The 22,281-nt window shown below is 61.9% G+C and carries 20 protein-coding genes; 13 read left to right on the top strand and 7 right to left on the bottom strand.

Annotated elements, in window-relative coordinates:
• Positions 1-8 precede the first annotated feature (8 nt).
• From nrdR to NXT3_RS06365, 5 genes are all read right to left on the bottom strand, one after another.
• Positions 9-482, bottom strand: coding sequence for a transcriptional regulator NrdR (gene nrdR, locus NXT3_RS06385; RefSeq protein ID WP_026612571.1), 474 nt, complete (start codon positions 480-482; stop codon positions 9-11).
• Positions 483-494: 12 nt separating this feature from the next.
• The gene (glyA, locus tag NXT3_RS06380; protein ID WP_095677927.1) at positions 495-1,790 is read right to left on the bottom strand and encodes a serine hydroxymethyltransferase; all 1,296 of its coding nucleotides are present in this window, start codon (positions 1,788-1,790) and stop codon (positions 495-497) included.
• Positions 1,791-1,974: 184 nt separating this feature from the next.
• Positions 1,975-3,303, bottom strand: a complete 1,329-nt coding sequence (locus tag NXT3_RS06375; protein ID WP_037413991.1) for a L,D-transpeptidase family protein — start codon at positions 3,301-3,303, stop codon at positions 1,975-1,977.
• Positions 3,304-3,655: 352 nt separating this feature from the next.
• The gene (ldtR, locus tag NXT3_RS06370) at positions 3,656-4,168 is read right to left on the bottom strand and encodes a transcriptional regulator LdtR (protein ID WP_104838979.1); all 513 of its coding nucleotides are present in this window, start codon (positions 4,166-4,168) and stop codon (positions 3,656-3,658) included.
• A gap of 130 nt (positions 4,169-4,298) precedes the next feature.
• Entirely contained in the window at positions 4,299-4,736 is a 438-nt protein-coding gene (locus NXT3_RS06365; protein WP_097539418.1) for a DUF6163 family protein, read from the bottom strand.
• A 182-nt stretch (positions 4,737-4,918) separates the two neighbouring features.
• Between NXT3_RS06365 and hemB the strand changes: the two genes are divergently transcribed.
• The 4 genes from hemB (at position 4,919) to NXT3_RS06345 (ending at position 8,345) form a co-directional block, all read left to right on the top strand.
• Positions 4,919-5,932 (top strand): porphobilinogen synthase, encoded by a 1,014-nt coding sequence (hemB, locus tag NXT3_RS06360; RefSeq protein ID WP_097526469.1) that lies wholly within the window; start codon positions 4,919-4,921, stop codon positions 5,930-5,932.
• A gap of 77 nt (positions 5,933-6,009) precedes the next feature.
• Positions 6,010-6,474: an RDD family protein gene (locus NXT3_RS06355; RefSeq protein WP_037413959.1), complete on the top strand. Its 465-nt coding sequence runs from the start codon at positions 6,010-6,012 to the stop codon at positions 6,472-6,474.
• Positions 6,475-6,650: 176 nt separating this feature from the next.
• The gene (locus tag NXT3_RS06350; protein WP_104838978.1) at positions 6,651-7,430 is read left to right on the top strand and encodes an arginyltransferase; all 780 of its coding nucleotides are present in this window, start codon (positions 6,651-6,653) and stop codon (positions 7,428-7,430) included.
• Positions 7,431-7,433: 3 nt separating this feature from the next.
• Positions 7,434-8,345 (top strand): DMT family transporter, encoded by a 912-nt coding sequence (locus tag NXT3_RS06345; protein ID WP_104838977.1) that lies wholly within the window; start codon positions 7,434-7,436, stop codon positions 8,343-8,345.
• An 18-nt stretch (positions 8,346-8,363) separates the two neighbouring features.
• Here the strand turns inward: NXT3_RS06345 and NXT3_RS06340 are convergent, their stop codons facing one another.
• Complete coding sequence (locus NXT3_RS06340; RefSeq protein WP_097526472.1) at positions 8,364-8,687, bottom strand: ArsR/SmtB family transcription factor; 324 nt, start codon at positions 8,685-8,687, stop codon at positions 8,364-8,366.
• 144 nt (positions 8,688-8,831) lie between these two features.
• On the bottom strand, positions 8,832-11,108 hold the full coding sequence (parC, locus tag NXT3_RS06335) for a DNA topoisomerase IV subunit A (RefSeq protein ID WP_104838976.1): 2,277 nt from the start codon (positions 11,106-11,108) through the stop codon (positions 8,832-8,834).
• 380 nt (positions 11,109-11,488) lie between these two features.
• On the opposite strand from parC, the gene NXT3_RS06330 reads away from it, so the two are divergent.
• From NXT3_RS06330 to NXT3_RS06290, 9 genes are all read left to right on the top strand, one after another.
• Positions 11,489-12,682: an aq_1923 C-terminal domain gene (locus tag NXT3_RS06330; protein ID WP_104839949.1), complete on the top strand. Its 1,194-nt coding sequence runs from the start codon at positions 11,489-11,491 to the stop codon at positions 12,680-12,682.
• A 196-nt stretch (positions 12,683-12,878) separates the two neighbouring features.
• Positions 12,879-13,097 (top strand): hypothetical protein, encoded by a 219-nt coding sequence (locus NXT3_RS06325; protein WP_037379841.1) that lies wholly within the window; start codon positions 12,879-12,881, stop codon positions 13,095-13,097.
• A 95-nt stretch (positions 13,098-13,192) separates the two neighbouring features.
• Positions 13,193-14,821 (top strand): chaperonin GroEL, encoded by a 1,629-nt coding sequence (gene groL, locus NXT3_RS06320; protein ID WP_037413945.1) that lies wholly within the window; start codon positions 13,193-13,195, stop codon positions 14,819-14,821.
• A gap of 234 nt (positions 14,822-15,055) precedes the next feature.
• Positions 15,056-15,982 (top strand): ArsR/SmtB family transcription factor, encoded by a 927-nt coding sequence (locus NXT3_RS06315; protein WP_037413942.1) that lies wholly within the window; start codon positions 15,056-15,058, stop codon positions 15,980-15,982.
• A 107-nt stretch (positions 15,983-16,089) separates the two neighbouring features.
• A complete protein-coding gene (locus NXT3_RS06310; RefSeq protein WP_104838975.1) occupies positions 16,090-17,601 on the top strand; it encodes an arabinosylfuranosidase ArfA in 1,512 nt (503 codons plus the stop codon).
• Between the two features lie 247 nt (positions 17,602-17,848).
• Positions 17,849-18,949 (top strand): ABC transporter ATP-binding protein, encoded by a 1,101-nt coding sequence (locus tag NXT3_RS06305; protein ID WP_037413938.1) that lies wholly within the window; start codon positions 17,849-17,851, stop codon positions 18,947-18,949.
• On the top strand, positions 18,942-19,877 hold the full coding sequence (locus tag NXT3_RS06300; RefSeq protein ID WP_037413935.1) for a carbohydrate ABC transporter permease: 936 nt from the start codon (positions 18,942-18,944) through the stop codon (positions 19,875-19,877). Before NXT3_RS06305 ends, NXT3_RS06300 begins: the two co-directional genes overlap by 8 nt.
• Positions 19,874-20,725 carry a carbohydrate ABC transporter permease gene (locus tag NXT3_RS06295; protein WP_037413933.1) on the top strand — a complete coding sequence of 284 codons (852 nt, stop codon included), beginning with the start codon at positions 19,874-19,876 and terminating at the stop codon, positions 20,723-20,725. The genes NXT3_RS06300 and NXT3_RS06295 overlap by 4 nt, the downstream gene beginning before the upstream one ends.
• Before the next feature lie 80 nt (positions 20,726-20,805).
• Entirely contained in the window at positions 20,806-22,131 is a 1,326-nt protein-coding gene (locus NXT3_RS06290; RefSeq protein ID WP_104838974.1) for an extracellular solute-binding protein, read from the top strand.
• Positions 22,132-22,281: the final 150 nt, after the last annotated feature.

The raw sequence follows: 22,281 nt of genomic DNA, 5'->3' as shown, positions 1-22,281 counted from the left end.
CGCCAGAGCTACTCGCTCGGATCGCGCGCGATCTTGGCGCTGATCTCGGCAATGACCTTTTCGAAATCCTCGGCGTGGGAGAAATCCCGATAGACGGATGCGTATCGCACGAAGGCGACGTCGTCGAGGCTCTTCAGGGCCTCGAGCACCTGGAGACCGATTTCTTCCGAGGGAATCTCGGTCTCGCCGGAGCTTTCGAGACGGCGGACGATGCCGGATACCGCCCGCTCGATACGATCGCGATCGACCGGGCGCTTGCGCAGCGCGATCTCGAAGGATCGCAACAGCTTGTCCCGGTCGAAAGGCACCTTCCGACCGGTCTTCTTGATGATCATCAGCTCACGCAGCTGCACCCGCTCGAAGGTCGTGAACCGGCCGCCGCAGTCCGGGCAGATGCGGCGGCGGCGAATGGCGTTCCCGTCCTCGGCCGGACGGGAATCCTTCACCTGGCTGTCTTCAGAACCGCAATAGGGGCAGCGCATGCAACCTTCCGATCACATGTAGCCGTACATCGGGAAGCGGTCGGTAAGCTTCACCACCTTTTCGCGGACGGCGGCTTCGACGGCGGCATTGCCCTCGTCGGAGTTTGCGGCCTTGAGGCCGTCAAGCACTTCGACGATCAATTCGCCGATTTCCTTGAATTCCGCCTCCTTGAAGCCGCGCGTCGTGCCGGCCGGCGCGCCGAGGCGAACGCCCGAGGTGACGAAGGGCTTTTCCGGGTCGAAGGGGATGCCGTTCTTGTTGCAGGTGATGTAGCCGCGACCGAGCGCCGCCTCGGCACGCTTGCCCGTGGCATTCTTCTTGCGCAGGTCGACGAGCATCAGGTGGTTATCGGTGCCGCCGGAAACGATGTCGAGGCCATTGGCCTTCAGCGTTTCGGCGAGCGTACGCGCATTCTTGACGATCTGAGCCGCATAGTCCTTGAAGGAAGGCTGCAGCGCCTCGCCGAACGCAACGGCCTTGGCGGCAATCACATGCATCAGCGGACCGCCCTGCAGGCCCGGGAAGACGGCCGAGTTGATCTTCTTGGCGATGTCCTCGTCATTGGTGAGGATCATGCCGCCGCGCGGGCCGCGCAGCGACTTGTGCGTCGTGGTCGTCGCGACGTGGCAGTGCGGGAACGGCGAAGGATGCTGGCCGCCGGCGACGAGGCCGGCAATATGGGCCATGTCGACCATCAGCCAGGCGCCGATTTCATCGGCGATCTCGCGGAAGCGCTTCCAGTCCCAGATGCGCGAATAGGCGGTGCCGCCGGCGATGATCAGCTTCGGCTTGTGCTGGCGGGCCTTCTCGGCGAGGTCGTCCATGTCGAGCAGGTGATCGTCTTCGCGCACGCCGTAGGAAACGACATTGAACCACTTGCCCGACATGTTGACGGGCGAACCATGGGTCAGGTGACCGCCGGAGTTGAGGTCGAGACCCATGAACGTATCGCCCGGCTGCAGGAGCGCCAGGAACACCGCCTGGTTCATCTGTGAACCGGAATTGGGCTGTACGTTGGCGAAATTGACGCCGAACAGCTTCTTGGCACGATCGATCGCCAGTTCCTCGGCGATGTCGACATATTGGCAGCCGCCGTAATAGCGCTTGCCCGGATAGCCCTCGGCATATTTGTTGGTCATGATCGAGCCCTGCGCCTCGAGCACGGCGCGCGACACGATGTTCTCGGAGGCAATCAGCTCAATCTCATGGCGCTGGCGGCCCAGCTCCTTCTCGATCGCACCGAAGATTTCCGGATCGCTATCGGCGAGAGAGCGGGTGAAGAAGGCGTCATTGGTCTGTGGAAGCATGGGCTCGCGGCTCCTCTCAAGGGTGGCTGTTCCTTTAGCTTCCTCGCACGCCGAGAGCAATATCCGCTGTGCGGTTTGCGTCATTTCCACGATCCGCCGCGCCCAAACACCGCTGGCGCCAATCATGCAAAAGGCCGCGCATCCTGGAGATGCGCGGCCTTTGCAATTGAACGCGGGACTTTGCTTATTGCGGCAGGGCGTCGGCGTCGATCGGGCCCGGCGATTGCTCGACTCCGGTCGTCGTCTGGAGGGCGAGCTCCGCCGCGCCGTCGCGCTGGTAGATATCGTCGCGGAACTGGACGACACGGTCCTTTGCCGACCAGGCGGTGATGTAAGTGAAATAGACCGGCACCTCTTCGGCAAGCTTGATCGGCGTGTTGACGCCCGACTTGATGGTCGCCTCGATCTGCTGGCGCGACCAGCCGGGCGTTTCCTTGAGCAGCCAGGTGGAGAGGTCGCGGACATTCTGCACGCGCACGCAGCCCGACGATTCGAAGCGCATCAGCTTGTTGAACAGGCCCTGCTGCGGCGTGTCGTGCATGTAGACCGAATGCTCGTTGTGGAAATTGATCTTGGTCGAGGACATGGCGTTGATCTTGCCCGGGTCCTGACGGAACATCAGGTTCGGCGCCTTCTCCGCATTCCAGTCGACGGTTTCAGGAGACACCTCGTTGCCGCTGCCGTCGAAGAGGCGGATGGCGTTGCGCTCGAGATAGGTCGGGTCCTTGCGCATCAATGGCATGATGTCCTTCTGGACGATCGATCGCGGCGCGGTCCAATAGGGATTGAGGATAACCTCGTAGATCTTCGAATTGAGGATCGGCGATTGGCGGTCGATCTTGCCCACGACCGCAGCATGACGCAGCACGACGCGACCGTTCTCGACCGCCTCGATATAGGCGGCGGGAATGTTGACCATGACATAGCGCCGACCGAGATCGCCCGACATCGACTGAAGTCGCACGAGGTTGGTCTCGAGCTGGGCCAGCCGCGTCGCGGCGTCGACGTTCAGGGCCTTGAACGTATATTCGCCGATCACGCCATCCGCCGGCAGGCCGTGGCGTGCCTGGAAGCGCTTGACCGCGCCGTCGACATAGGAGTCGAAGGAGGAGGAAATCCCGGCGGACTGCGGCAGGTCGCCGGAGATCATCAGGCGCTGACGCAACTGCTGCACGGAGGGATCGGTGACGCCGAGCTCCAGCTTTACCCCGGTCTGCGGAACCTGGGGCCAACCGCCGGCGGCAACGATCTGCTGATAGTCGAAGATGGCCTGCTGCACATGGCCGATGGTCTGGGGGCCGAAAACCGGCGTGTTGGAGAGGACTGCCGTCGCGGTGCGAGAGGCCTTGGCGTCAAACTGGTCGTCCCAGGAGCCGCGGCGCGGCGAATTGATGAGCTCGCCCAGGGCGTCCTGGGCACTCGCGGAGCCTGCCCATGCGGCGGCACCGATCGTAGCGGCCGAACGCAGAAACGCGCGGCGCGAGAGAGCATCAATTCCGTTCTTTTTCGACATAGTCCCTACCATCTCAAGGCGCTGAAGCGCGCGCTGCCCGAGCCCTAGCACAAACGTGGTTAACAAACGTAAACCCGCGTGCCACCCCGGCCCTCAAGTTGCCTTCACGATCGTGCGAGCGAGAGCCATTCCAGCAGGTCGGACGAAAACGAATCGCCGCGATAAACGCCATTGCGCACCTGCCGCATCTTAAGCGTCGCTGTCATAGCAATATGGCCAATTCGTGTCTCGGCACTGCCGGGCGACCTGCGGGCAGGCTTTGCTACGACAATTCGGCCGGGAAAAGTCGGCAAGGATCGGACACGCAGGGATTGCGCCCGACCCTTGAAACTGGAGGTTGTTATGCCTGCAGTTACAGGCGATACATGATGCTGTCGTTCCAGAAGCGATCGAGGCGCTGCAGGAGCTTGTTCATCTGAGTGAACTCATCAGAACCGATGCCGCCGACCTTGTGGATAGAACCGATATGGCGCTCGTAGAGCTTGGCAACGGTTTCGGCAATCTCCTGGCCGTCTTCCGTCAGGCTGATGCGCACCGAGCGGCGGTCGATGCGGGAGCGCTGATGGTTGATGAGGCCAAGATCGACGAGCTTCTTGACGTTGTAGGATACGTTGGAACCGAGATAGTAACCACGCGAACGAAGCTCGCCGGCGGTCAGTTCGGAGTTGCCGATGTTGAACAGCAGCAGCGCCTGGACGGCGTTGACGTCGCTGCGGCCCTGCCGGTCGAACTCGTCCTTGATGACGTCGAGCAGACGGCGATGCAGACGCTCGACGAGGTGAAGGGATTCCATGTAGAGACCACGGATCGTCTCTTTCTGCGGGTCCCGTGGTGCAGCTACCTGCGGCTTCATCTTGGTGTTCATTTTCGTGCCTCACTGTTTCGTTTGGCGGTGTTTCTTTGTCTTCCCGCCTTGAGTGAGACCCTATCGAATACGTATAAAATTCTACTTAAACCGCAGCCTTAACATGTACTTACCATCCGCGGAGCCTGTCTCAGGGTGAATCAACCCTTACCTGCCGCGCCTGGCGCAGGCGCTGCCAGAAGAGCGCCGCACGGAAAAGAATGAAGGTCGCCGCGACCGCCCCGTGGAGCAAGAGGAGCAGCGGACGGGCCCCGAGCATGCCTGGATAGAATTCGAGCATGGCTACCTCGATGGTCGCCGCGAGCACCCAGATAACCGGTCCCCAGGAGACGAGCAACCAAAGCCCGATGGCAGCGACCGGATAAAGGACGGCAAGCGCGGTCGCGGCGGCGCGCCACTCTGGCGCCAGCAAATCGAAACGCCCGGCGCCGCCGTGGGAAAAGCCGATCAGCATCGCCCAGTAGTTCAGCGCAAACCAGAAGCAGGAGGCCGAGACCAGTCGCAGGAACCAGCCGAACAGCACTTCGGTGAGCGATGGCTTCGGCACATGAGCAGAATCGTGAAGCATGGCCGGCAAGATAGGCCGAGTGCCGGCAATCCACCAGCGCAAAGCAGGAGAGTCCGCCCCGAGCGGCTCACTCGCGGGAGGAAATGCCGCAGCCGTCCTCCCGCAACGCCGTTTTCAATCGACCGGGGCGCATGATAAACCGCCTTCGACCAACGCAGTGAAAGAAGAAGGAAGCGGGCGCGATGAACGACAGGACAAATCTTGTGGACAGGATCACTGGACACCGTCGCATGCGCCGCAACCGCAAGGCGGACTGGACGCGCCGCCTAGTGCAGGAGAACCGCTTGACCGTGGACGACCTGATCTGGCCGATCTTCATCGTGCCGGGCAGCGGCATCGTTCAGCCGATCGACGCGATGCCCGGCGTCAACCGCATGAGCGTCGACAAGGCCGTCGAGGCGGTGAAGGAGGCGGCCGATCTCGGAATTCCCGCCGTCGCCACCTTCCCGAACATCGAGATGGAGCTCCGCAACGAAACCGGTTCGAACAGCCTTGCCCCCGACAACCTGATCAACCAGGCGACGCGGGCGATCAGGAGCGCCGTTCCGAATATCGGCGTCATCACCGATGTGGCGCTTGATCCTTTCACCAGCCACGGTCACGACGGCATCCTGCGCGGCGGCGAGATCGTCAATGACGAGACGGTGGAAGCGGTGGCGCGCGCGGCAGTAATGCAGGCGGATGCCGGCTCCGACATCATCGCACCTTCCGAAATGATGGACGGACGGGTCGGCGCCATCCGCGAGGCGCTCGATGCGGCAGGCCACCAGAATGTCGGCATCATGTCCTATGCGACGAAATTCGCCTCCGCCTTCTATGGCCCCTATCGCGAGGCGATCGGCACCGGCGGGCTGCTGAAGGGCGACAAGAAGACCTATTACATCGATCCGGCCAACGGCACCGAAGCGATCCGCGACGCCGCGCTCGACGTCGAGGAAGGCGCCGACATGCTGATGGTGAAGCCCGGTCTGCCCTATCTCGACATCTGCTGGCGGATGAAGGAAGCCTTCGGCTTGCCGGTCTTCGCCTACCAGGTCTCGGGCGAATACGCGCAGATCAAGGCGGCGGCGGCGAATGGATGGATCGACGGCGAGCGCATCATGCTCGAGACGCTGCTTGCCTTCAAGCGCGCCGGCTGCGACGGCATTCTCAGCTATTTCGCCGTCGAAGTGGCAAGGATGCTGGCAAAGCGATGAGCGGCCGGTTCGCACGACAGACGCATTGTTTTGTCGAATACGGTCCCCATATGTGAGCGAAACGATGCGAGGCTGACATGAGCATGCATAACCAGGAACTCCGACTTCCGAGCCAGGACTGGCGCGCTTACCAGGGTGTCCTGTCGCGCCGGGTGTTCGCCTTCATTGTCGACTATCTGATTGTCGCGCTCCTGTGGATCCCGGCTGCGGTCGTCGTCTTCTTTTTGGGCATCCTGACGCTCGGCCTCGGATTCTTCCTCTATCCGGTGCTCTTCGCGCTGGTGGCGATGCTGTATTTCGGGCTGACGGTCGGCGGCCGCGAGCAGGCATCGCTCGGCATGCGGATCATGGGCGTTGCGATCGCCCGGACGGACGGCCGGCCGATGGATTTCCTGACCGCAATCGTACATCTCGCGATCTTTTGGATCGCCAATGCGCTGTTGACGCCGCTCGTCCTGCTGATCGGATTGTTCACGGATCGCGGCCGATTGCTGCACGACCTTCTGATCGGCACCGTCGGCGTCCGCCGAGACATGTATTGACGGTGGCGGGACGAGAACACCGTTTCAACGTCGAATTGAATTCAGGCAGAGCCGAATCGACGTCCCCAGAAATTGTTGGCACTTGCTCGTTCCTCGCCGAACGCGTGTGTTGACGTTTTTCATTCTTCGGCCATCCTATTGCAGAGTAACCTCGCGAAGAGTGATCCCCGCGCTCGATGAACACGCAGACCACACAGTCTCCGCAATTCTATCTGACCGCGCCGGCAGCCTGTCCCTATCTGCCCAGCGAGATGGAACGGAAAGTCTTCACGCACATGGTGGGCGAGCGCGCACCCGAGCTGAATGATCTTCTGACCCAGGGCGGTTTCCGCCGCTCGCAGAACATCGCCTACCGCCCGGCCTGCGAAACCTGTCGCGCCTGCATCTCGGTGCGCATCCTAGCCAACGAGTTCATGCCCACCCGCTCCATGCGCCGGGTGCTCGCCGCCAATCACGACGTGGTCTCGACCGAGTACCCTGCCGAGCCATCGAGCGAGCAATACAACCTCTTCCGCCGCTATCTCGATTGCCGGCACCAGAGGGGCGGCATGTCGGACATGTCGGTGCTCGACTACGCGATGATGGTCGAGGACACCCATGTACACACGAAAATCATCGAATACCGGTTGCGGTCCGAGGGCGACGGCATCAGCGAGAAGGCCAAAGGTCCGCTGATCGCCACGGCGCTCACCGACCGGATGGGCGATGGGCTGTCGATGGTTTATTCCTTCTTCGACCCCGGTTTCGCAAACCGTTCGCTCGGAACCTTCATGATTCTCGACCATATCCGCCGGGCGAAGGAACGCGGCCTTCCGCACGTCTACCTCGGATATTGGGTCAAGGGCTCCCGCAAGATGGGGTATAAAACAAAGTTTTTGCCGCAGGAGCACCTTATGGCCCGCGGTTGGGAGCGCTATGCTGGCGGACAAGACCTCCCCGAAACCGCCACGGATTAAGAATTGACCCCCTCCTCTGACGCCGCGCGGCACCGACGCGGCCTTGCCATCACCGGCCTCGGCGGCCTTGCGCTTTCCTTCGACATCCCGCTGATCCGTTCCGCAGACGGCGAAGTATGGTCGATTCTCGCCGTGCGCAGCCTGTCGACCTTTGCGGTGGCGATCGCCGCCTGGTTCTTCATCAATCGCATCCTGGGCCGCCACATTGCCTTGATCCCCGGCAAGGCCGGGCTGATCGCCGGCCTTTTCTACGGCATCAATTCCTTCACCTTCCTGCTCGCGGTGTTCACCACATCGACGGCAAACGTCGTCTTCATCCTCGCCTTCACTTCGATGTTCGCGGCAATCCTTTCCTGGATCTTCCTAAAGGAGCGGCCATCCAACGCCACATTGCTGACGATGGCGATCATGCTGCTCGGCGTCGGGGTGATCGTGCAGGACGGACTTGAGAGCGGGCACCTGTTCGGCGACGCCATGGCCGCCTGCTCTGCCTTCCTGTTGGCGAGTGCCATCACCATCAGCCGCGCCGATGGCAGGGACATGGCGCTGGTGCCGCTGACGACGGCGATCTTCCCGGCGCTCGCGGCGCTCACGCTTTTGCCGGCGAGCGGAATCGCGATCGCCGCGCCCGGCTACATTCTCTTCAACGGTCTGGTGATGATTCCCGTCGCCTTCTTCTGCCTGGCGACCGGGCCGCGTTATCTCTCGGCACCGGAAGTCGGGATGTTCTACCTGCTCGAGACGATTCTAGCGCCAATTTGGGTGTGGATCGTTTTTTCCGAGATGCCCACGTTCCAAACGCTCGTCGGCGGCGCCATCCTGATACTCGCTTTGCTCGGCCATTCACTCTGGCAGATGCGCAGCAAGGCGGCAAAGGCTCAGATTCCCTGTGCTGAATTGCCGTTCACCGGGTGACGTCGATCTGCCGTCCGGTCACTGCGGACTGACGGGAGCGGAACCCGTGTCCTCGATCTGCGAGCGCATCGCCCAGAGTTCGCGATTGGTGTTGATCCATTCCGCCGCGACCTCCAAAGGGGTTGGATCGGCGGCGATAAACTCTCCGTTGTCCTGGCGCCGGCGGGTAATCAGCCCCGCCTCCTCCAGAATCACCACATGATTCGACAGCTCGTCCTGTTCGGCGCCGACCGCACTGGCCACGTCCGCAACGGAGCTTTCACCGGCAAACAGGACTTCGAATATGCGGCGGCGTGTGGGATCGGCAAGTGCCAACAAGGTATCGTCAAGGGCCGAGATCATCGCATTCCTCTCTCAGGCGCATCATTGGGCAAATCGCGGCCGATTTAAGGAAACAGCAAAGAGTTGCAGCGGCTGGTGGAAAAGACCTGAAAGCTGTGGATAACCAAGCCGCCGAACGAACGATCCACTGGCCAGGTCCGGCAATCAGCCGCTGAACCGGCCACTCCGCGGGAAGCCCTTCGGCACGACGCGTCCGGCGCCGGCGCGGTCGCCCTGCCACTCCATCAACTCGTCCTTGCTCTTCGTGAAGACACGACCGGCGCTGTCTTCCCAGGACAGCCCCTCGGCCATGGTGAAGCAGCGGATATCGGAAATGCCGCCGTCCTTGTAGCGCTGCAGGCGCACGCCCTTGCCGCGGGCCATTTCGGGTATCTGCACCAGCGGGAAGACCAGCATCTTGCGGTTGTCGCCGACGACGGCAACGTGATCGCCCTTGACCGGGACGACGAGCTTTGCCTCGTCCGGCATCACGACGTTCATCACCTGCTTGCCTTTGCGGGTATTGGCAACGATGTCGCTTTCGATGACGACGAAGCCGTTGCCGGCGGCGGACGAGACGACAAGCTTGCGGGCCGGATCGTGGACCAGAGCCGTCAGCACGTCCTGGTCGTTTTCCATATCGACCATGATGCGCAGCGGCTCGCCATGGCCGCGGCCGCCCGGCAATTTGTCGCCGCCAAGCGTATAGACCTTGCCGCCGGTGGTGAAGACGAGGATCTTGTCGGTCGTCTGGGCCGGAAACGCCACCTTCAGGGCATCGCCGTCCTTGAACTGCAGCGCAGACGTGTCGGAGATGTGCCCCTTGAGCGCGCGGATCCAGCCCTTTTCCGAGATGACCACGGTGATCGGTTCCTTCTCGATCATCGCCTGCTGGATAGCTTCCACGTCCGCGTCGGGCGCGTCCGCGAAAGTGCTGCGGCGCTTGCCGAGCTCGGTCGCCTTGGCGAACTTCTTCTTCACCTCGCCGATCTCCCAGGCGACCGCCTGCCACTGCTTGTCATCGGAAGCGAGCAGCCCCTCGATTTCCGCCTTCTCCTTCGACAGCGCGTCGAATTCGGTGCGGATCTCGAACTCCTCGAGCTTGCGCAGCGAGCGCAGACGCATGTTGAGGATTGCTTCGGCCTGGGCATCGGTCAGCGAGAAACGCTCGATCATCACCGCCTTCGGTTCATCCTCCTCGCGGATGATCCGGATCACCTCGTCGATGTTGAGATAGGCGACGAGATAGCCGCCGAGGATCTCGAGCCGCCGGTCGATCGCGGCAAGCCGATGGCGGGAACGCCGCTGCAACACCTCGCGGCGATGTGCCAGCCATTCGCTCAGCACCTCGTTCACCGCCATGACGCGCGGAACGCGGCCCATCGACAGCACGTTCATGTTGAGCGGAATGCGGCTTTCGAGCTCGGTCAGCTTGAACAGCGATTCCATCAGGATATTGGCATCGACGGAGCGGCTCTTCGGCACGAGCACGACGCGGACGTCCTCCGCCGATTCGTCGCGGATGTCTTCGAGCAGCGGCAATTTGCGGGCGATCAGGAGCTCGGCGATCTTTTCGATCAGCCGCGACTTCTGGACCTGATAGGGAATTTCCGTAACGACGATCTGATACCCGCCGCGCCCCAGGTCCTCGACACTCCAGCGGGCGCGGACGCGGAAGCCGCCGCGGCCGGTGCGGTAGGATTCGAGCATGCTGGCGCGGCTTTCGACGATGATGCCGCCGGTCGGAAAATCCGGCCCCTCGATGCCGCCGCGCTGCGGATTGGCCGGATCGAAGAGCAGTTCCTCCACCGTCGCCTTCGGATGACGGATCAGATAGAGGGCCGCATCGCAAAGCTCATGCGCATTGTGCGGCGGAATGGATGTCGCCATGCCGACCGCGATGCCCGATGCGCCGTTGGCGAGAAGGTTCGGAAAGGCGCCGGGAAGGACGACCGGCTCCTGATCCTCCTCATTGTAGGTCGGGCGGAAATCGACCGCATCCTGGTCGATGCCCTCGAGCAGCAGGGCCGCGACGTCGGTCATCTTCGCTTCGGTGTAACGATAGGCTGCGGCGTTGTCGCCGTCGATATTGCCGAAGTTGCCCTGCCCGTCGACGACCGGATAGCGCTGCGAGAAGTCCTGGGCGAGCCTGACCAGCGCATCATAGACCGACTGGTCGCCGTGCGGGTGGAACTTGCCGATGACGTCGCCGACGATACGGGCGCATTTCTTGAACGAGGAATTGGGTCGCAAGCCCATCTCGCTCATCGCGTGGATGATACGGCGATGGACCGGCTTCAATCCGTCGCGGACATCCGGCAGCGCGCGATGCATGATGGTCGACAGTGCGTAGGCGAGATAGCGCTCCTCGAGCGCCGCCTTGAGGTCAACCGGCTGAATGTTGTCGTTCCCGCCAGACGGCGGCAAAAGGCTTTGTCCCATGCCTCCTTGCTACCGCAACCGGCCCGCCGCGGCAAGAATCGGGGCCCACCACGCTGTGGAGAACGCGCCTCAGGCACTTGCCTAAACCTCGAGTTGCAACCATGGATTTCCGCAGGTAATTTTCCGGAAAGCATGATCCGCGGGGAACATCCGCCATGCGACTCGGCGATATAAATTCGCCCGGTTTCGTATTAGGGTCGCACGGCAATTCGGTGGGTTGAGGATGGGGATCGATGCAAGAGCTCGTGCGCGGGGAGGCAGCGTCGCAGTTCCGTCTGCCGCGCAGCGCTTCCGATGAGCTCCGCGACGACCGCCAGAAATCACCGCAGCAGGCCTTGCAAACAACCAGCAGTCCAACATTTCTCACAAGGAACAACGCAATGATGCATACGCGCAAGATCCGCCTGATGATGGCCAGCGCCGCCCTCCTCACGCTTGCCGGCCCGGCCTTCGCCCTGGACGGCGCGGACATGATGAAGAAACTGAGTGCCGCGCTCGAGGTGAACGGTACCTCGCTCGCCTTCGACAAGGCCGAGGCGGACGGTGACGTCGTGACGGCAAGCGGCGTCAAGCTTCAGGTCGTGGCACAGCCAGGCGAAACGGTCGACATAGGCGATGTGACGTTCGAAGGCGTCGAGGAGACCGATGAAGGAGGCTACTACGCCGAAACGGTTTCCTTCGCGGATGTCAATGTGAGCGAAAAGGAGGACAGCGCCTCCGTCAAGAATATCGCGATCGGCGGCCTCTCCATTCCCGGTAATGCATCCGGCGGCACGATCGACGACATTCTGCTCTATGAGTCGTTTGGCACTGGGCCGGTAGAGGTCAAGGTCAAGGGCAAGGACGTCTTCAAGATCGCCAGCATCGAGAGCAATCTCAGCCGGCAGGAAAACGATGCGGGCTTCGACTTCGACGCGACGATGGCCGGGCTATACGCTGATCTCTCCGAGGTCGAAGACGCCAAGGCGAAGGAAGCAATCGAGAAGCTCGGACTGAAGCAGATTGATGGCCAGGTGACGATGAAGGGAAGCTGGGAGCTGGAGAGCGGCAATCTCGCCGTCGATGAGTATGCCCTCGACTTCAAGAATGTCGGCCGGCTGAACATCGCCATGGATTTCTCAGGCTACACGCTCCAGTTCCTGAAGTCGCTGCAGGAGGCGAACAAGGCCGCGCAAGCCAATCCGAACAAGGAAGAGGCCAACCAGGCAATGGGCCTTGCCATGCTCGGCCTCATGCAGCAACTGACGTTCAACAGCGCCTCGATCCGCTTCGACGACGCCTCGATCACCAAGAAGGCCCTCGACTATGCCGGCAGCCAGCAGGGCGTCACCGGCGAACAGATGGCGCAGTCGCTAAAGGGCCTTGTGCCGATCATGATGGCGCAGTTGAACCTGCCGGAGTTGCAGAACCAGGTGTCGGCCGCGGTCAACGCCTATCTCGACGCGCCGAAGAGCCTGACGATCAGCGCCGAACCGGAAAAGCCCGTGCCGTTCCCGATGATCATGGGTGCCGCGATGGGCGCGCCGAACACCATTCCCTCGGTTCTCGGCGTCAAGGTGACGGCGAACGACTGACGCTTCCCGAAGCGCCACAAGCCGACGCAATGCGTACGGCTTTCGAATTCGAGCCCGGCGGATCCCGCCGGGCTTTTTTTTGCCGCCGCGATCGATGTTATGATGCGACGCTTGATGCTCGCATGCGCCGGCCTATCTATTTCGACAGCCGGCAGTTTGTGCATTCCCGACCGTAGAAAACCGGAAGGAGGACGCAATGGGACTGAAGCATTCGGATATCACCGCCATACTCGGTCCGGTCGACGAGACCCTGATGGCCGAACTTCTGGCGACGGGCGCGACCGCGAGCGAGCTTGCCGAAGCGATCGCCTGGGTCAACAACGACGAGGCGCTGATCGGAGAGGGCCGGCATCTTCCGGCCGGCCGGGTTGCCGCCCTGATCGACATTCTGACACCCGAGGTCGACGAGGAGTGACGGCCGAAGCTTTCGCCCGCAGGTGCCGGCGTCAGGTCCGGCCGCGGACGGCCGGACGAGTGAGTATCTGATTTATCGTGTTGAGGGAGGGATACATGGCTGCCAAAGATGTCAAGTTCAACACCGATGCGCGCGACCGGATGCTGCGCGGCGTCGACATAATGGCCAACGCGGTTCGGGTCACCCTTGGCCCCAAGGGGCGGAACGTCGTCATCGACAAGGCCTTCGGCGCACCGCGGATCACCAAGGACGGGGTCTCCGTCGCCAAGGAGATCGAGCTGGAGGACAAGTTCGAGAATATGGGCGCGCAGATGCTCCGCGAGGTCGCCTCGAGGACCAGTGAAATCGCCGGCGACGGCACGACGACCGCGACGGTGCTGGCGCAGGCCATCGTCCGGGAGGGCGCGAAGGCCGTCGCCTCCGGCATGAACCCGATGGACCTGAAGCGTGGCATCGATCTCGCCGTCGATACGCTCGTCACGGAACTGAAGGGCAAGGCAAGGCAGGTTTCCAAGAACGAGGAGATCGCCCAGGTGGCAACGATCTCGGCCAATGGAGACGCGGAGATTGGGCGCTACCTTGCCGAGGCGATGGAGAAGGTCGGCAATGAGGGCGTCATCACCGTCGAGGAGGCCAAGACCGCCGAGATCGAACTCGAGGTCGTCGAAGGCATGCAGTTCGATCGCGGCTACCTATCGCCCTATTTCATCACCAACCAGGACAAGATGCGGGCGGAGCTGGAGGATGTCTACATTCTCATCCACGAGAAGAAGCTCTCCAACCTGCAGGCGATGATCCCGATTCTCGAAGCGGTGATCCAGGCCGGCAAGCCGCTGCTGATCATCGCCGAAGACGTCGAGGGCGAAGCCCTTGCGACGCTCGTCGTCAACAAGCTGCGCGGCGGGCTGAAGATCGCCGCCGTCAAGGCGCCCGGCTTCGGGGACCGCCGCAAGGCGATGCTGGAGGATATCGCCATCCTGACCGGCGGCACGGTGGTTTCGGAGGACCTCGGGATCAAGCTCGAAAACGTGACGATGGAGGCTTTGGGGCGCGCAAAGCGCGTCATGGTGGAGAAGGACGCGACCACCATCGTCGGCGGTGCCGGCGCCAAGGAGGATATCAGCGGCCGCGTCGCCCAGATCAAGGCGCAGATCGACGAAACCACATCGGACTATGACCGCGAGAAGCTGCAGGAGCGGCTTGCCAAGCTCGCCGGCGGCGTCGCGGTGATCCGCGTCGGCGGCTCGACGGAAATCGAGGTCAAGGAGAAGAAGGACCGCGTCGACGACGCGCTGCATGCGACGCGTGCCGCGGTGGAGGAAGGCATCCTGCCGGGTGGCGGCGTCGCATTGCTGCGCGTCGTCAAGGCGCTTGAAAACGTGGCGACGGCCAATGACGACCAGCGTGTCGGCGTGGAAATCGTCCGCCGCGCCGTCGAGGCGCCCGTGCGCCAGATCGCCGAGAATGCCGGCGCCGAGGGCTCGATCATCGTCGGTCAGCTCCGGGCGAAGACCGACTTTGCCTATGGCTGGAATGCCCAGACGGGAGAATTCGGCGACCTCTTCGCTATGGGCGTCATCGATCCGGCAAAGGTCGTGCGCGCCGCGCTACAGGACGCAGCCTCCGTCGCCGGTCTTCTGGTGACGACGGAAGCGATGATCGCCGAGAAGCCGAAGAAGGAAAGCCAGGCGCCGATGCCGCCGGCACCCGGAATGGATTTCTAGTTACCGGCTTAACAGCGCCGGCGCAGCCGTCGTCGCAAGGCGCCGGCCGCGCGCCGGCGCCGTCCCACGGGCCCGCCTCCGTTCAGCCTGCACGGGCCGCCGCCTGCCCTGCCTTTGCCCTCCAAGAAACTTGCGATGGTAAGTGTCCCCGCGACATCTTGCTGGCGGTTGATTAGATCAGATTTTTTGATATGCATTATCCAATTGCATTTCACTCCCGCCGACCGGAGCCCCATGAGCCGTAATTTTCTTGTCGTCGACCCCGAGGAAGGCATGCCCGTACTGAAAGGGCTCGCGTCGCCGGCAAGGGTCTCGGTGCTCAAGCTGCTGCACGAAAAGGGACCGCTGAACGTCAACGAAATTGCGGATGTTCTTGATCTGCCGCAGTCGAGCGTCTCGACCAACGTGCAGATATTGGAAGAGGCGGGACTTATCCGCACGGAGACACAGAGGGCGCGCAAGGGAAACCAGAAGGTCTGCCGCAGCGTCTATGACGAGATTCTCGTCGTCTTCAAGAATGAAATCAAGGAAACTGAACCGGACGCGATCGAAGTGTCGATGCCGCTGGGGCTCTATACGAGCTTCGAAGTGACTGCCCCCTGCGGCCTCTGCTCGGTTGACGGCATCGTCGGACTGCTCGATGTGCCCGACACGTTCCTCGATCCCGACCGGATGAAGGCAGCACTAATCTGGTTCACCCGCGGCTATGTGGAGTATCAGTTTCCGAACAATGCGCGCCTGGCGAACACCGGCATTCGCGAGGTCGAATTCGTCATGGAACTGAGCTCCGAGGTGCCGGGGACCAGCGCCGACTGGCCGTCCGATATCACCCTCACGATCAATGGGGTGGATATCGGAACCTGGACTTCCCCGGGTGATTTCGGCGACAAACGCGGCGTTTTCACCCCGGACTGGTGGAAGCTCAAAGGCTCGCAATACGGCAAACTCAAGAGTTTTCGGATCAATGACGATGGCTCCTTCGTCGACGGCCTGCGGATCTCCAACGTGAAGCTCGCCGAGCTGAAGCTCGAGCAACATCATTCGATCCGGCTTCGCGTCGGCGTCCGGGACGATGCCCGCCATCCCGGCGGCATCAACATCTTCGGCCGAGGCTTCGGCAACTACGATCAGGACATCGTGTTGCGCCTGAAGACGCGCTGAGCCCGCCCTGCCTACAGAATCTCACTACTTGACCTCCGGCCTCGCTTCCGTTTTACTCATCCCAATTTCTGATATAAATCATAAATCAGGATTTAGTGGAGGAAGCCATGAAGGCCGCGGTAACGGTGCACAGCAAGTTCACGATCTCGGACATCGATCCGCGTCTCTACGGGTCCTTCATCGAGCACCTCGGCCGCGCCGTCTATACCGGCATCTACGAACCCGATCATCCGACTGCCGACGAAAACGGCATGCGCCGGGACGTGATCGAACTCGTCAGGGAACTCAATGTGCCGATCGTGCGCTATCCGGGCGGCAACTTCGTTTCCGCCTATAACTGGGAAGATGGCATCGGCCCGAAGGAGAGCCGCCCGACTCGCCTCGATCTCGCCTGGCACACCTCGGAAAGCAACCAGGTCGGCATCCATGAATTCGCCGAATGGTGCGCGGCCGCCGATACTCAGATGATGCTCGCCGTCAATCTTGGCTCGCGCGGCCTCGACGAGGCCCGCAACTTCCTCGAATACGTCAACCACCCGGGCGGCAGCGAATGGAGCGACAAGCGCCGCGCCAATGGCCGCGAAGAGCCCTGGGATGTCAAGCTCTGGTGCCTCGGCAACGAGATGGACGGCCCCTGGCAGATCGGCCACAAGACGGCCGACGAATATGGCAGGCTGGCGCACGAGACCGCCAAAGCGATGCGCGCCTTCGACAACTCGCTCGAGCTCGTCGTCTGCGGCTCCTCCAACGCGCATATGCCCACCTACCCCGAATGGGAGGCGACCGTCCTCGACCACACCTATAACGAGATCGATTTCATATCGTTGCACATGTATTTCGAGAACCGCGCCAAGAACACCGCCAATTATCTCGCGCGCAGCATCGAGCTCGACAACTATATCGGCACGGTGGCCGGCGTGATCTCCTACATCAAAGCGAAGAAGCGCTCGACCAAGGAGGTCTACATTTCCTTCGACGAGTGGAACGTCTGGTACCACTCCAAGGAGCGCGACAAGGCGACCCTTGCGGGCGCCCATGGCTGGCCGCATGCGCCGGCGCTGCTGGAGGACGACTATAATTTCGGGGACGTGCTCCAGGTCGGCTGCATCCTCAATACCTTCATCAACCGCGCCGACGTGGTGAAGATCGCCTGCATGGCGCAGCTCGTCAACGTCATCGCCCCGATCATGACGGTGCCGGGCGGCCCTGCCTGGCGCCAGACGATCTTTTATCCCTATTATTTCGCTTCGATCTATGGCCGCGGAACGGCGCTCAAGCTGCTGGTCGACAGCCCCGCCTACAGCGTCGATGGCCTTGGCGAGGTGCCTTATCTCGATATTTCCGCCGTGCACGATGCACACAGAAACGCCGTGACGTTCTTCATCGTCAACCGGAATGACAGCGAAGCGATCGACCTCGACGTCAGCCTCCTCGAGTTCGGGACAATGAAGATCATCGACGACCAAGTGCTCGCCCATTCCGACATCAACATCACCAATACCGCCGAGCAGCCCGCCAATGTGGTGCCGAAAAAAGGAGAAGGCGCCACCTCTGCCGATGGAAAGCTCTGGGCGAGGATTGCGCCGCTGTCGTACCGGATGATCCGGCTGAAATCGTAAGCAGACTAAATCACATTTTTCGATACATATCGAAAATATATTGACAGAAGAATTGTATACCTTAACGTCGCGACACCGCTTCGACGTGCCGCTGGGAGGAAGAGATGGGAGCAAGAGCTTCTGTTTTGGCACTATCGTTGGTCAATCTGACCTCGCTGCCCGGGGGGAAAAAGCGCCGTTTTGCAGGAGGCCGGCCGAGCGTCGCACTCCGCGTTTGCGGTTCTGAAACCGGGCCCGGAGCCGCCGGATGACCGCCCATATCGAAATCCAGAATGTCAGCAAACGCTACGGCTCGCTGACCGTGCTCGACGGACTGTCGCTGACGATCAAGGCCAACGAGTTCATGGTCTTCCTCGGCCCTTCGGGCTGCGGCAAGTCAACGCTTCTGCGGATGATCGCCGGGCTCGAAAGCGTCGATGACGGTACGATCTCGATCAACGGCGAGCGCATCGACAACCTGCCGCCGGGCCAGCGCGACATCGCCATGGTCTTCCAGAGCTATGCGCTTTATCCGCACATGACGGTGGCCGACAACATGGCCTTCGGGCTGCGCAACATAGGCCTGCCGGCCGCCGTCATTTCCGCCCGCGTCGCAGAAGCCGCGCGCATGCTCGAAATCGGCCATCTCCTCGACCGCAAGCCCGGCCAGCTTTCCGGCGGTCAGCGCCAGCGCGTCGCGATCGGGCGCGCCATCGTCAAGGAGCCGAAGGCGTTCCTGTTCGACGAGCCGCTGTCGAACCTCGATGCGGCGCTGCGCGTGCGCACCCGTGTCGAGCTTGCCCAGCTTCGCAACCGGGTCAGATCGACGATGATCTTCGTCACGCACGACCAGATCGAGGCGATGACGCTCGCCGATCGCATCGTCGTGATGAACAACCGGAAGATCGAGCAGATCGGCACGCCGATGGAGATCTACTCGCGGCCGGCAAGCCGCTTCGTCGCCACCTTCGTCGGTTCGCCGACGATGAATTTTCTGCCGGTCGGCCTGTCGGGCGAGAACGGCTTCGCCCGCGCAAGGCTGCCGGACGGCACCGAGCTGCAGACGGCGATCCGTCTCGACGGCATCAATGGCGGCGAGCATTCGCTCGGCATCCGCGCCGAGGCCGTCAAACTCTCCAACGGAACCGCCGCGACGACGACGGGAAAGGTCGAGGTGATCGAGCGTCTCGGTGACCGCACCCTTCTGTATACGCGCCTTAAGGAGGGAAGCCTCATCATCGCCGAGGATGCCGGCAACAGCCGCGTCGCGATCGGCGACGAGGTCGCCCTAGCCCTCGATGGCGCCCGCTCGCACCTCTTCGACGCCGAAGGCCGGGCTCGGCACAACGAGGGCGTCGGCCATGGCTGAGGCGACACTTCCCGGCAGCGCGTCGGCCGCCAAGGCGGCAGCCCGGCAGGCGGTGCAGAACATCAATGCCCCGCTCTGGCGCAACGCGGCTTTCGTCGCGCCCTATCTGTTCTTCTTCGTGACGCTTCTTCTCGTGCCGCTCTTCTGGAGCGTATGGCTCAGTCTTCACAAGGCAGATGCCTTCGGAGTCGGGCGGTTCGTCGGTCTCGACAATTACCTTCGGCTCTTCCGGGACAAGATCTTCATCCAGTCGGTCGGCAACACCTTCTACTTCGTTTTCCTGACCGTCCCTGCCCTCGCCCTCATCGGCCTTCTGCTGGCACTCGCCCTTAATCGCAAGACAAAGTCTGCGGCCGCGCTCCGCGCCGTCTACTTCTCGTCGTCGGTCCTCTCCGTGACGATCGTGACGCTCATCTGGCGCATCGTCTTCATCGGCAATTTCGGCCTGCTCGCGACCATCTACGGCTGGTTCGGAGCGACAGCGCCCGCCTTCCTGTCCGACCCGAAGCTCACCATGATCGGAATTGCGATTGCGACCATCTGGTGGTGCATCGGGCTGCCGATGATGCTCTTTCTATCGGCCCTGCAACAGGTGCCGCAGGAAATCTACGAGGCTGCGGCGCTCGACAATGCGAGCCGGTGGCGAACCCTCTGGCACATCACCCTCCCCTCGATCCGGCGCACCTTCATTCTCGTGATCATCATCGAGATCGTCCTGCAGTTCCAGCTTTTCGGACAGGCGCGGCTGATGACGCAGGGCGGCCCGAACAACGTCTCGAAGCCGATCGTGCTCTACATCTACGAGGCCGCCTTCACCAAGTGGGACCTCGGCCTCGGCGCCGCGGCGTCCGAAATTCTCTTTATCCTGATCATGATCGCCGCCATGGCGCAGTATTTCATCTCTCGCCGCAGAGGAGAGGAAGGATGAGCTCCATGTCTTCGGACCGGATCGTCGGCCGCTCGACCGGCGACCGCATCATTCTCGTCCTGGTGATCGTTCTCGCGCTGGTCATGATGGCACCGATCGCCTGGGTCATAGCGCTGTCGCTCAAGGACAACAAGGAACTGATGACGGACATGAATTCCGTCTTCCATGCTCCCTATACGATCCACAACTACATCAACATCCTGGCGACGTCCTCGGTCTTCCGCTGGATCCTGAACAGCGTGATCGTGTCGGGCGGCCTCACCGTCATGACACTGGTTCTGTCGTCGCTCGCCGGCTACGGCTTTGCGCGGCTGAATTTCCCGTTCCGCAATGCGCTGTTCATCATCGTGCTGCTCGGCCTTGCCGTTCCGGAACAGGCGGTGCTGATCGCCCGGCATCAGCTCTTCAGCTGGCTGAAATTCCACAACACCTATCACGGGCTGATCCTGCCGGGCCTGGCCGCTCCCTTCGGCGTGTTCCTGATGACGCAATATTTCCGCGCCATTCCGAAGGAGCTTGACGAGGCGGCACTGCTAGACAATGCCAGCCGCTTCAAAATCTTCTGGAAGGTGCTCTTGCCGCTGACGATCCCGGCACAGGCAACCCTCGGCATCTTCACCTTCCTGTCGTCCTGGAACGACTATTTCTGGCCGCTGATCTCCGGCACCAAGAAGGAGATGTACACGCTGACGATCGGGATCGCTTCGACGCAGACGAACTTCGCACAGTCGGAAGGCCTCGGATTTCTAATGTCGCAGGCGGTCTTTGCAGGAGCACCGATCCTTGTTCTCTACCTGTTTTTCCAGAAATACATCGTGACGGCCGTCTCCGGCGCCGCCGTGCGCTGAAGCCACCACCCATAGTGTCGCAATCGGCTCTCTGGGAGGGGAGCCAAGCCAGGGGCGAGGCCCCATGAGGAGGAGATAACATGACGCATAGCCTGAGGAAGTACATGCTGGCGGCCGCCTCGGCGCTCGCGCTCGCCGTCGCCACGCCTGCCCTGGCGGCAACCGAACTTACCGTGCAGCGCTTCTTCGGCGCCTGTGACGCGGAGTTCGGCACCAATACCGACGTCAGCAAGGCCGTCGGGGAATGCGGCATCATCACCTCGCTGATCAACAAGTTCAACGCCGACAACCCGGATGTGCATGTGACCGTGACCACCGTCGAATGGCCGGGCTACGACCAGCTGACGGCGCAGTTTGCGGCCGGCGACCCGCCGGACATCGTCACCGTCCACCACTCCGTGCTCGGCGACTACCAGTCCAAAGGCCTGTTGATGCCGCTTGACGATCTCCTGAAAACCGTTGGCGTCTCTCCCTCGGACTTCACCGACGCGAGCCTCAGCGGCGTCACCAAGGACGGCAAGATCTATGGCTTGCCGATCGACAACTGGACGATGCTGTTCCACATCAGCCTGGACCTCTTTAAGAAGGCCGGCCTCGTCAATGCCGACGGCACGCCGAAGCTGCCGGCGAGCGTCGACGAACTCATGGCACAGGCCAAGCAGTTCAAGGAAAAGACCGGCAAACCCTATTTCGTCCAAAATCTCGCGAACGAAGTCGCGCTCTACACGCGCAACCTCTACACCTATCTTTTCCAGCAGGATTCCGATTTCTTCGCCGATCCCAAGCAGGTCAAGATGAACACGCCCGAGGCCAGGAAGGTCCTCGAGATGTACAAGGCGATCTACGACAACGACGACACCACGAAAGACCTGGACTACGCCGCCAGCATCAATGCCTTTCTCGCAGGAGAAGGCGGCGTGCATTTGAATGGAACGTGGGTGATCGGCGACTATACCGCCTCCTCGGAAACATCCGGCACCGCGCTCAACGCCGGCGGCTACGCGGTCTACCCCTATCCTCAGCTTTTCTCGGGCAAAAAGGCCCAATATGCCGACGGCCACAGCTGGGCCGTTTCGCAGAAGGACCGCACGCCGGAGGAAGAGGCGGCGATCGGCAAGTTCCTGAAGTTCTTCAACGACAATGACTACGAATGGTCGCGCACCGGCCACCTTCCGGCGGTAAAGGCCGTGCTTGAGTCGGACGCATTCAAGAAGCTGCCGCATCGCGATACGATCGCGCCGATCGCAACACTCGGCACGCCGCTGCCGTCGACCGTGCAGCGCCAGTTCGCGATTCAGGACATCATCGGCCAGGAAATGAATGCGGCGATCACCGGCCAGAAGGAGATCGACGCCGCTCTGGCAGACATGGAGTCCCGCATCAACGAGTTGCTCGCGAATATCTGAGGCGCGTTGCCCGCAACGCGGGCGCCTCGGACGGTCGCTATGGCATCTTGAGCTGCTGCATGCGTTGTCCTTTGTCGGTCCTGATCGGGGGAACCATGCAACAGCCGGAGCGGGATGGGGAACTCTTTCCGCCTCATCCCGCTCTGATCT

The sequence above is a fragment of the Sinorhizobium fredii genome (genome assembly GCF_002944405.1).
GTDB classification, from domain to species: Bacteria; Pseudomonadota; Alphaproteobacteria; order Rhizobiales; family Rhizobiaceae; genus Sinorhizobium; species Sinorhizobium fredii_C.
Note: the sequence above shows the minus strand (reverse complement) of the source record. Positions and strands in the feature narration are given on the sequence as shown.

Excerpts from the sequence above, each read along its gene's own strand:
- nrdR (WP_026612571.1), bottom strand. The coding sequence starts at position 482 with ATGCGCTGCCCCTATTGCGGTTCTGAAGACAGCCAGGTGAAGGATTCC.
- glyA (WP_095677927.1), bottom strand. The coding sequence starts at position 1,790 with ATGCTTCCACAGACCAATGACGCCTTCTTCACCCGCTCTCTCGCCGAT.
- NXT3_RS06375 (WP_037413991.1), bottom strand. The coding sequence starts at position 3,303 with ATGTCGAAAAAGAACGGAATTGATGCTCTCTCGCGCCGCGCGTTTCTG.
- ldtR (WP_104838979.1), bottom strand. The coding sequence starts at position 4,168 with ATGAACACCAAGATGAAGCCGCAGGTAGCTGCACCACGGGACCCGCAG.
- NXT3_RS06365 (WP_097539418.1), bottom strand. The coding sequence starts at position 4,736 with ATGCTTCACGATTCTGCTCATGTGCCGAAGCCATCGCTCACCGAAGTG.
- hemB (WP_097526469.1), top strand. The coding sequence starts at position 4,919 with ATGAACGACAGGACAAATCTTGTGGACAGGATCACTGGACACCGTCGC.
- NXT3_RS06355 (WP_037413959.1), top strand. The coding sequence starts at position 6,010 with ATGAGCATGCATAACCAGGAACTCCGACTTCCGAGCCAGGACTGGCGC.
- NXT3_RS06350 (WP_104838978.1), top strand. The coding sequence starts at position 6,651 with ATGAACACGCAGACCACACAGTCTCCGCAATTCTATCTGACCGCGCCG.
- NXT3_RS06340 (WP_097526472.1), bottom strand. The coding sequence starts at position 8,687 with ATGATCTCGGCCCTTGACGATACCTTGTTGGCACTTGCCGATCCCACA.
- parC (WP_104838976.1), bottom strand. The coding sequence starts at position 11,108 with ATGGGACAAAGCCTTTTGCCGCCGTCTGGCGGGAACGACAACATTCAG.
- NXT3_RS06330 (WP_104839949.1), top strand. The coding sequence starts at position 11,489 with ATGATGCATACGCGCAAGATCCGCCTGATGATGGCCAGCGCCGCCCTC.
- NXT3_RS06325 (WP_037379841.1), top strand. The coding sequence starts at position 12,879 with ATGGGACTGAAGCATTCGGATATCACCGCCATACTCGGTCCGGTCGAC.
- groL (WP_037413945.1), top strand. The coding sequence starts at position 13,193 with ATGGCTGCCAAAGATGTCAAGTTCAACACCGATGCGCGCGACCGGATG.
- NXT3_RS06315 (WP_037413942.1), top strand. The coding sequence starts at position 15,056 with ATGAGCCGTAATTTTCTTGTCGTCGACCCCGAGGAAGGCATGCCCGTA.
- NXT3_RS06310 (WP_104838975.1), top strand. The coding sequence starts at position 16,090 with ATGAAGGCCGCGGTAACGGTGCACAGCAAGTTCACGATCTCGGACATC.
- NXT3_RS06305 (WP_037413938.1), top strand. The coding sequence starts at position 17,849 with ATGACCGCCCATATCGAAATCCAGAATGTCAGCAAACGCTACGGCTCG.
- NXT3_RS06300 (WP_037413935.1), top strand. The coding sequence starts at position 18,942 with ATGGCTGAGGCGACACTTCCCGGCAGCGCGTCGGCCGCCAAGGCGGCA.
- NXT3_RS06295 (WP_037413933.1), top strand. The coding sequence starts at position 19,874 with ATGAGCTCCATGTCTTCGGACCGGATCGTCGGCCGCTCGACCGGCGAC.
- NXT3_RS06290 (WP_104838974.1), top strand. The coding sequence starts at position 20,806 with ATGACGCATAGCCTGAGGAAGTACATGCTGGCGGCCGCCTCGGCGCTC.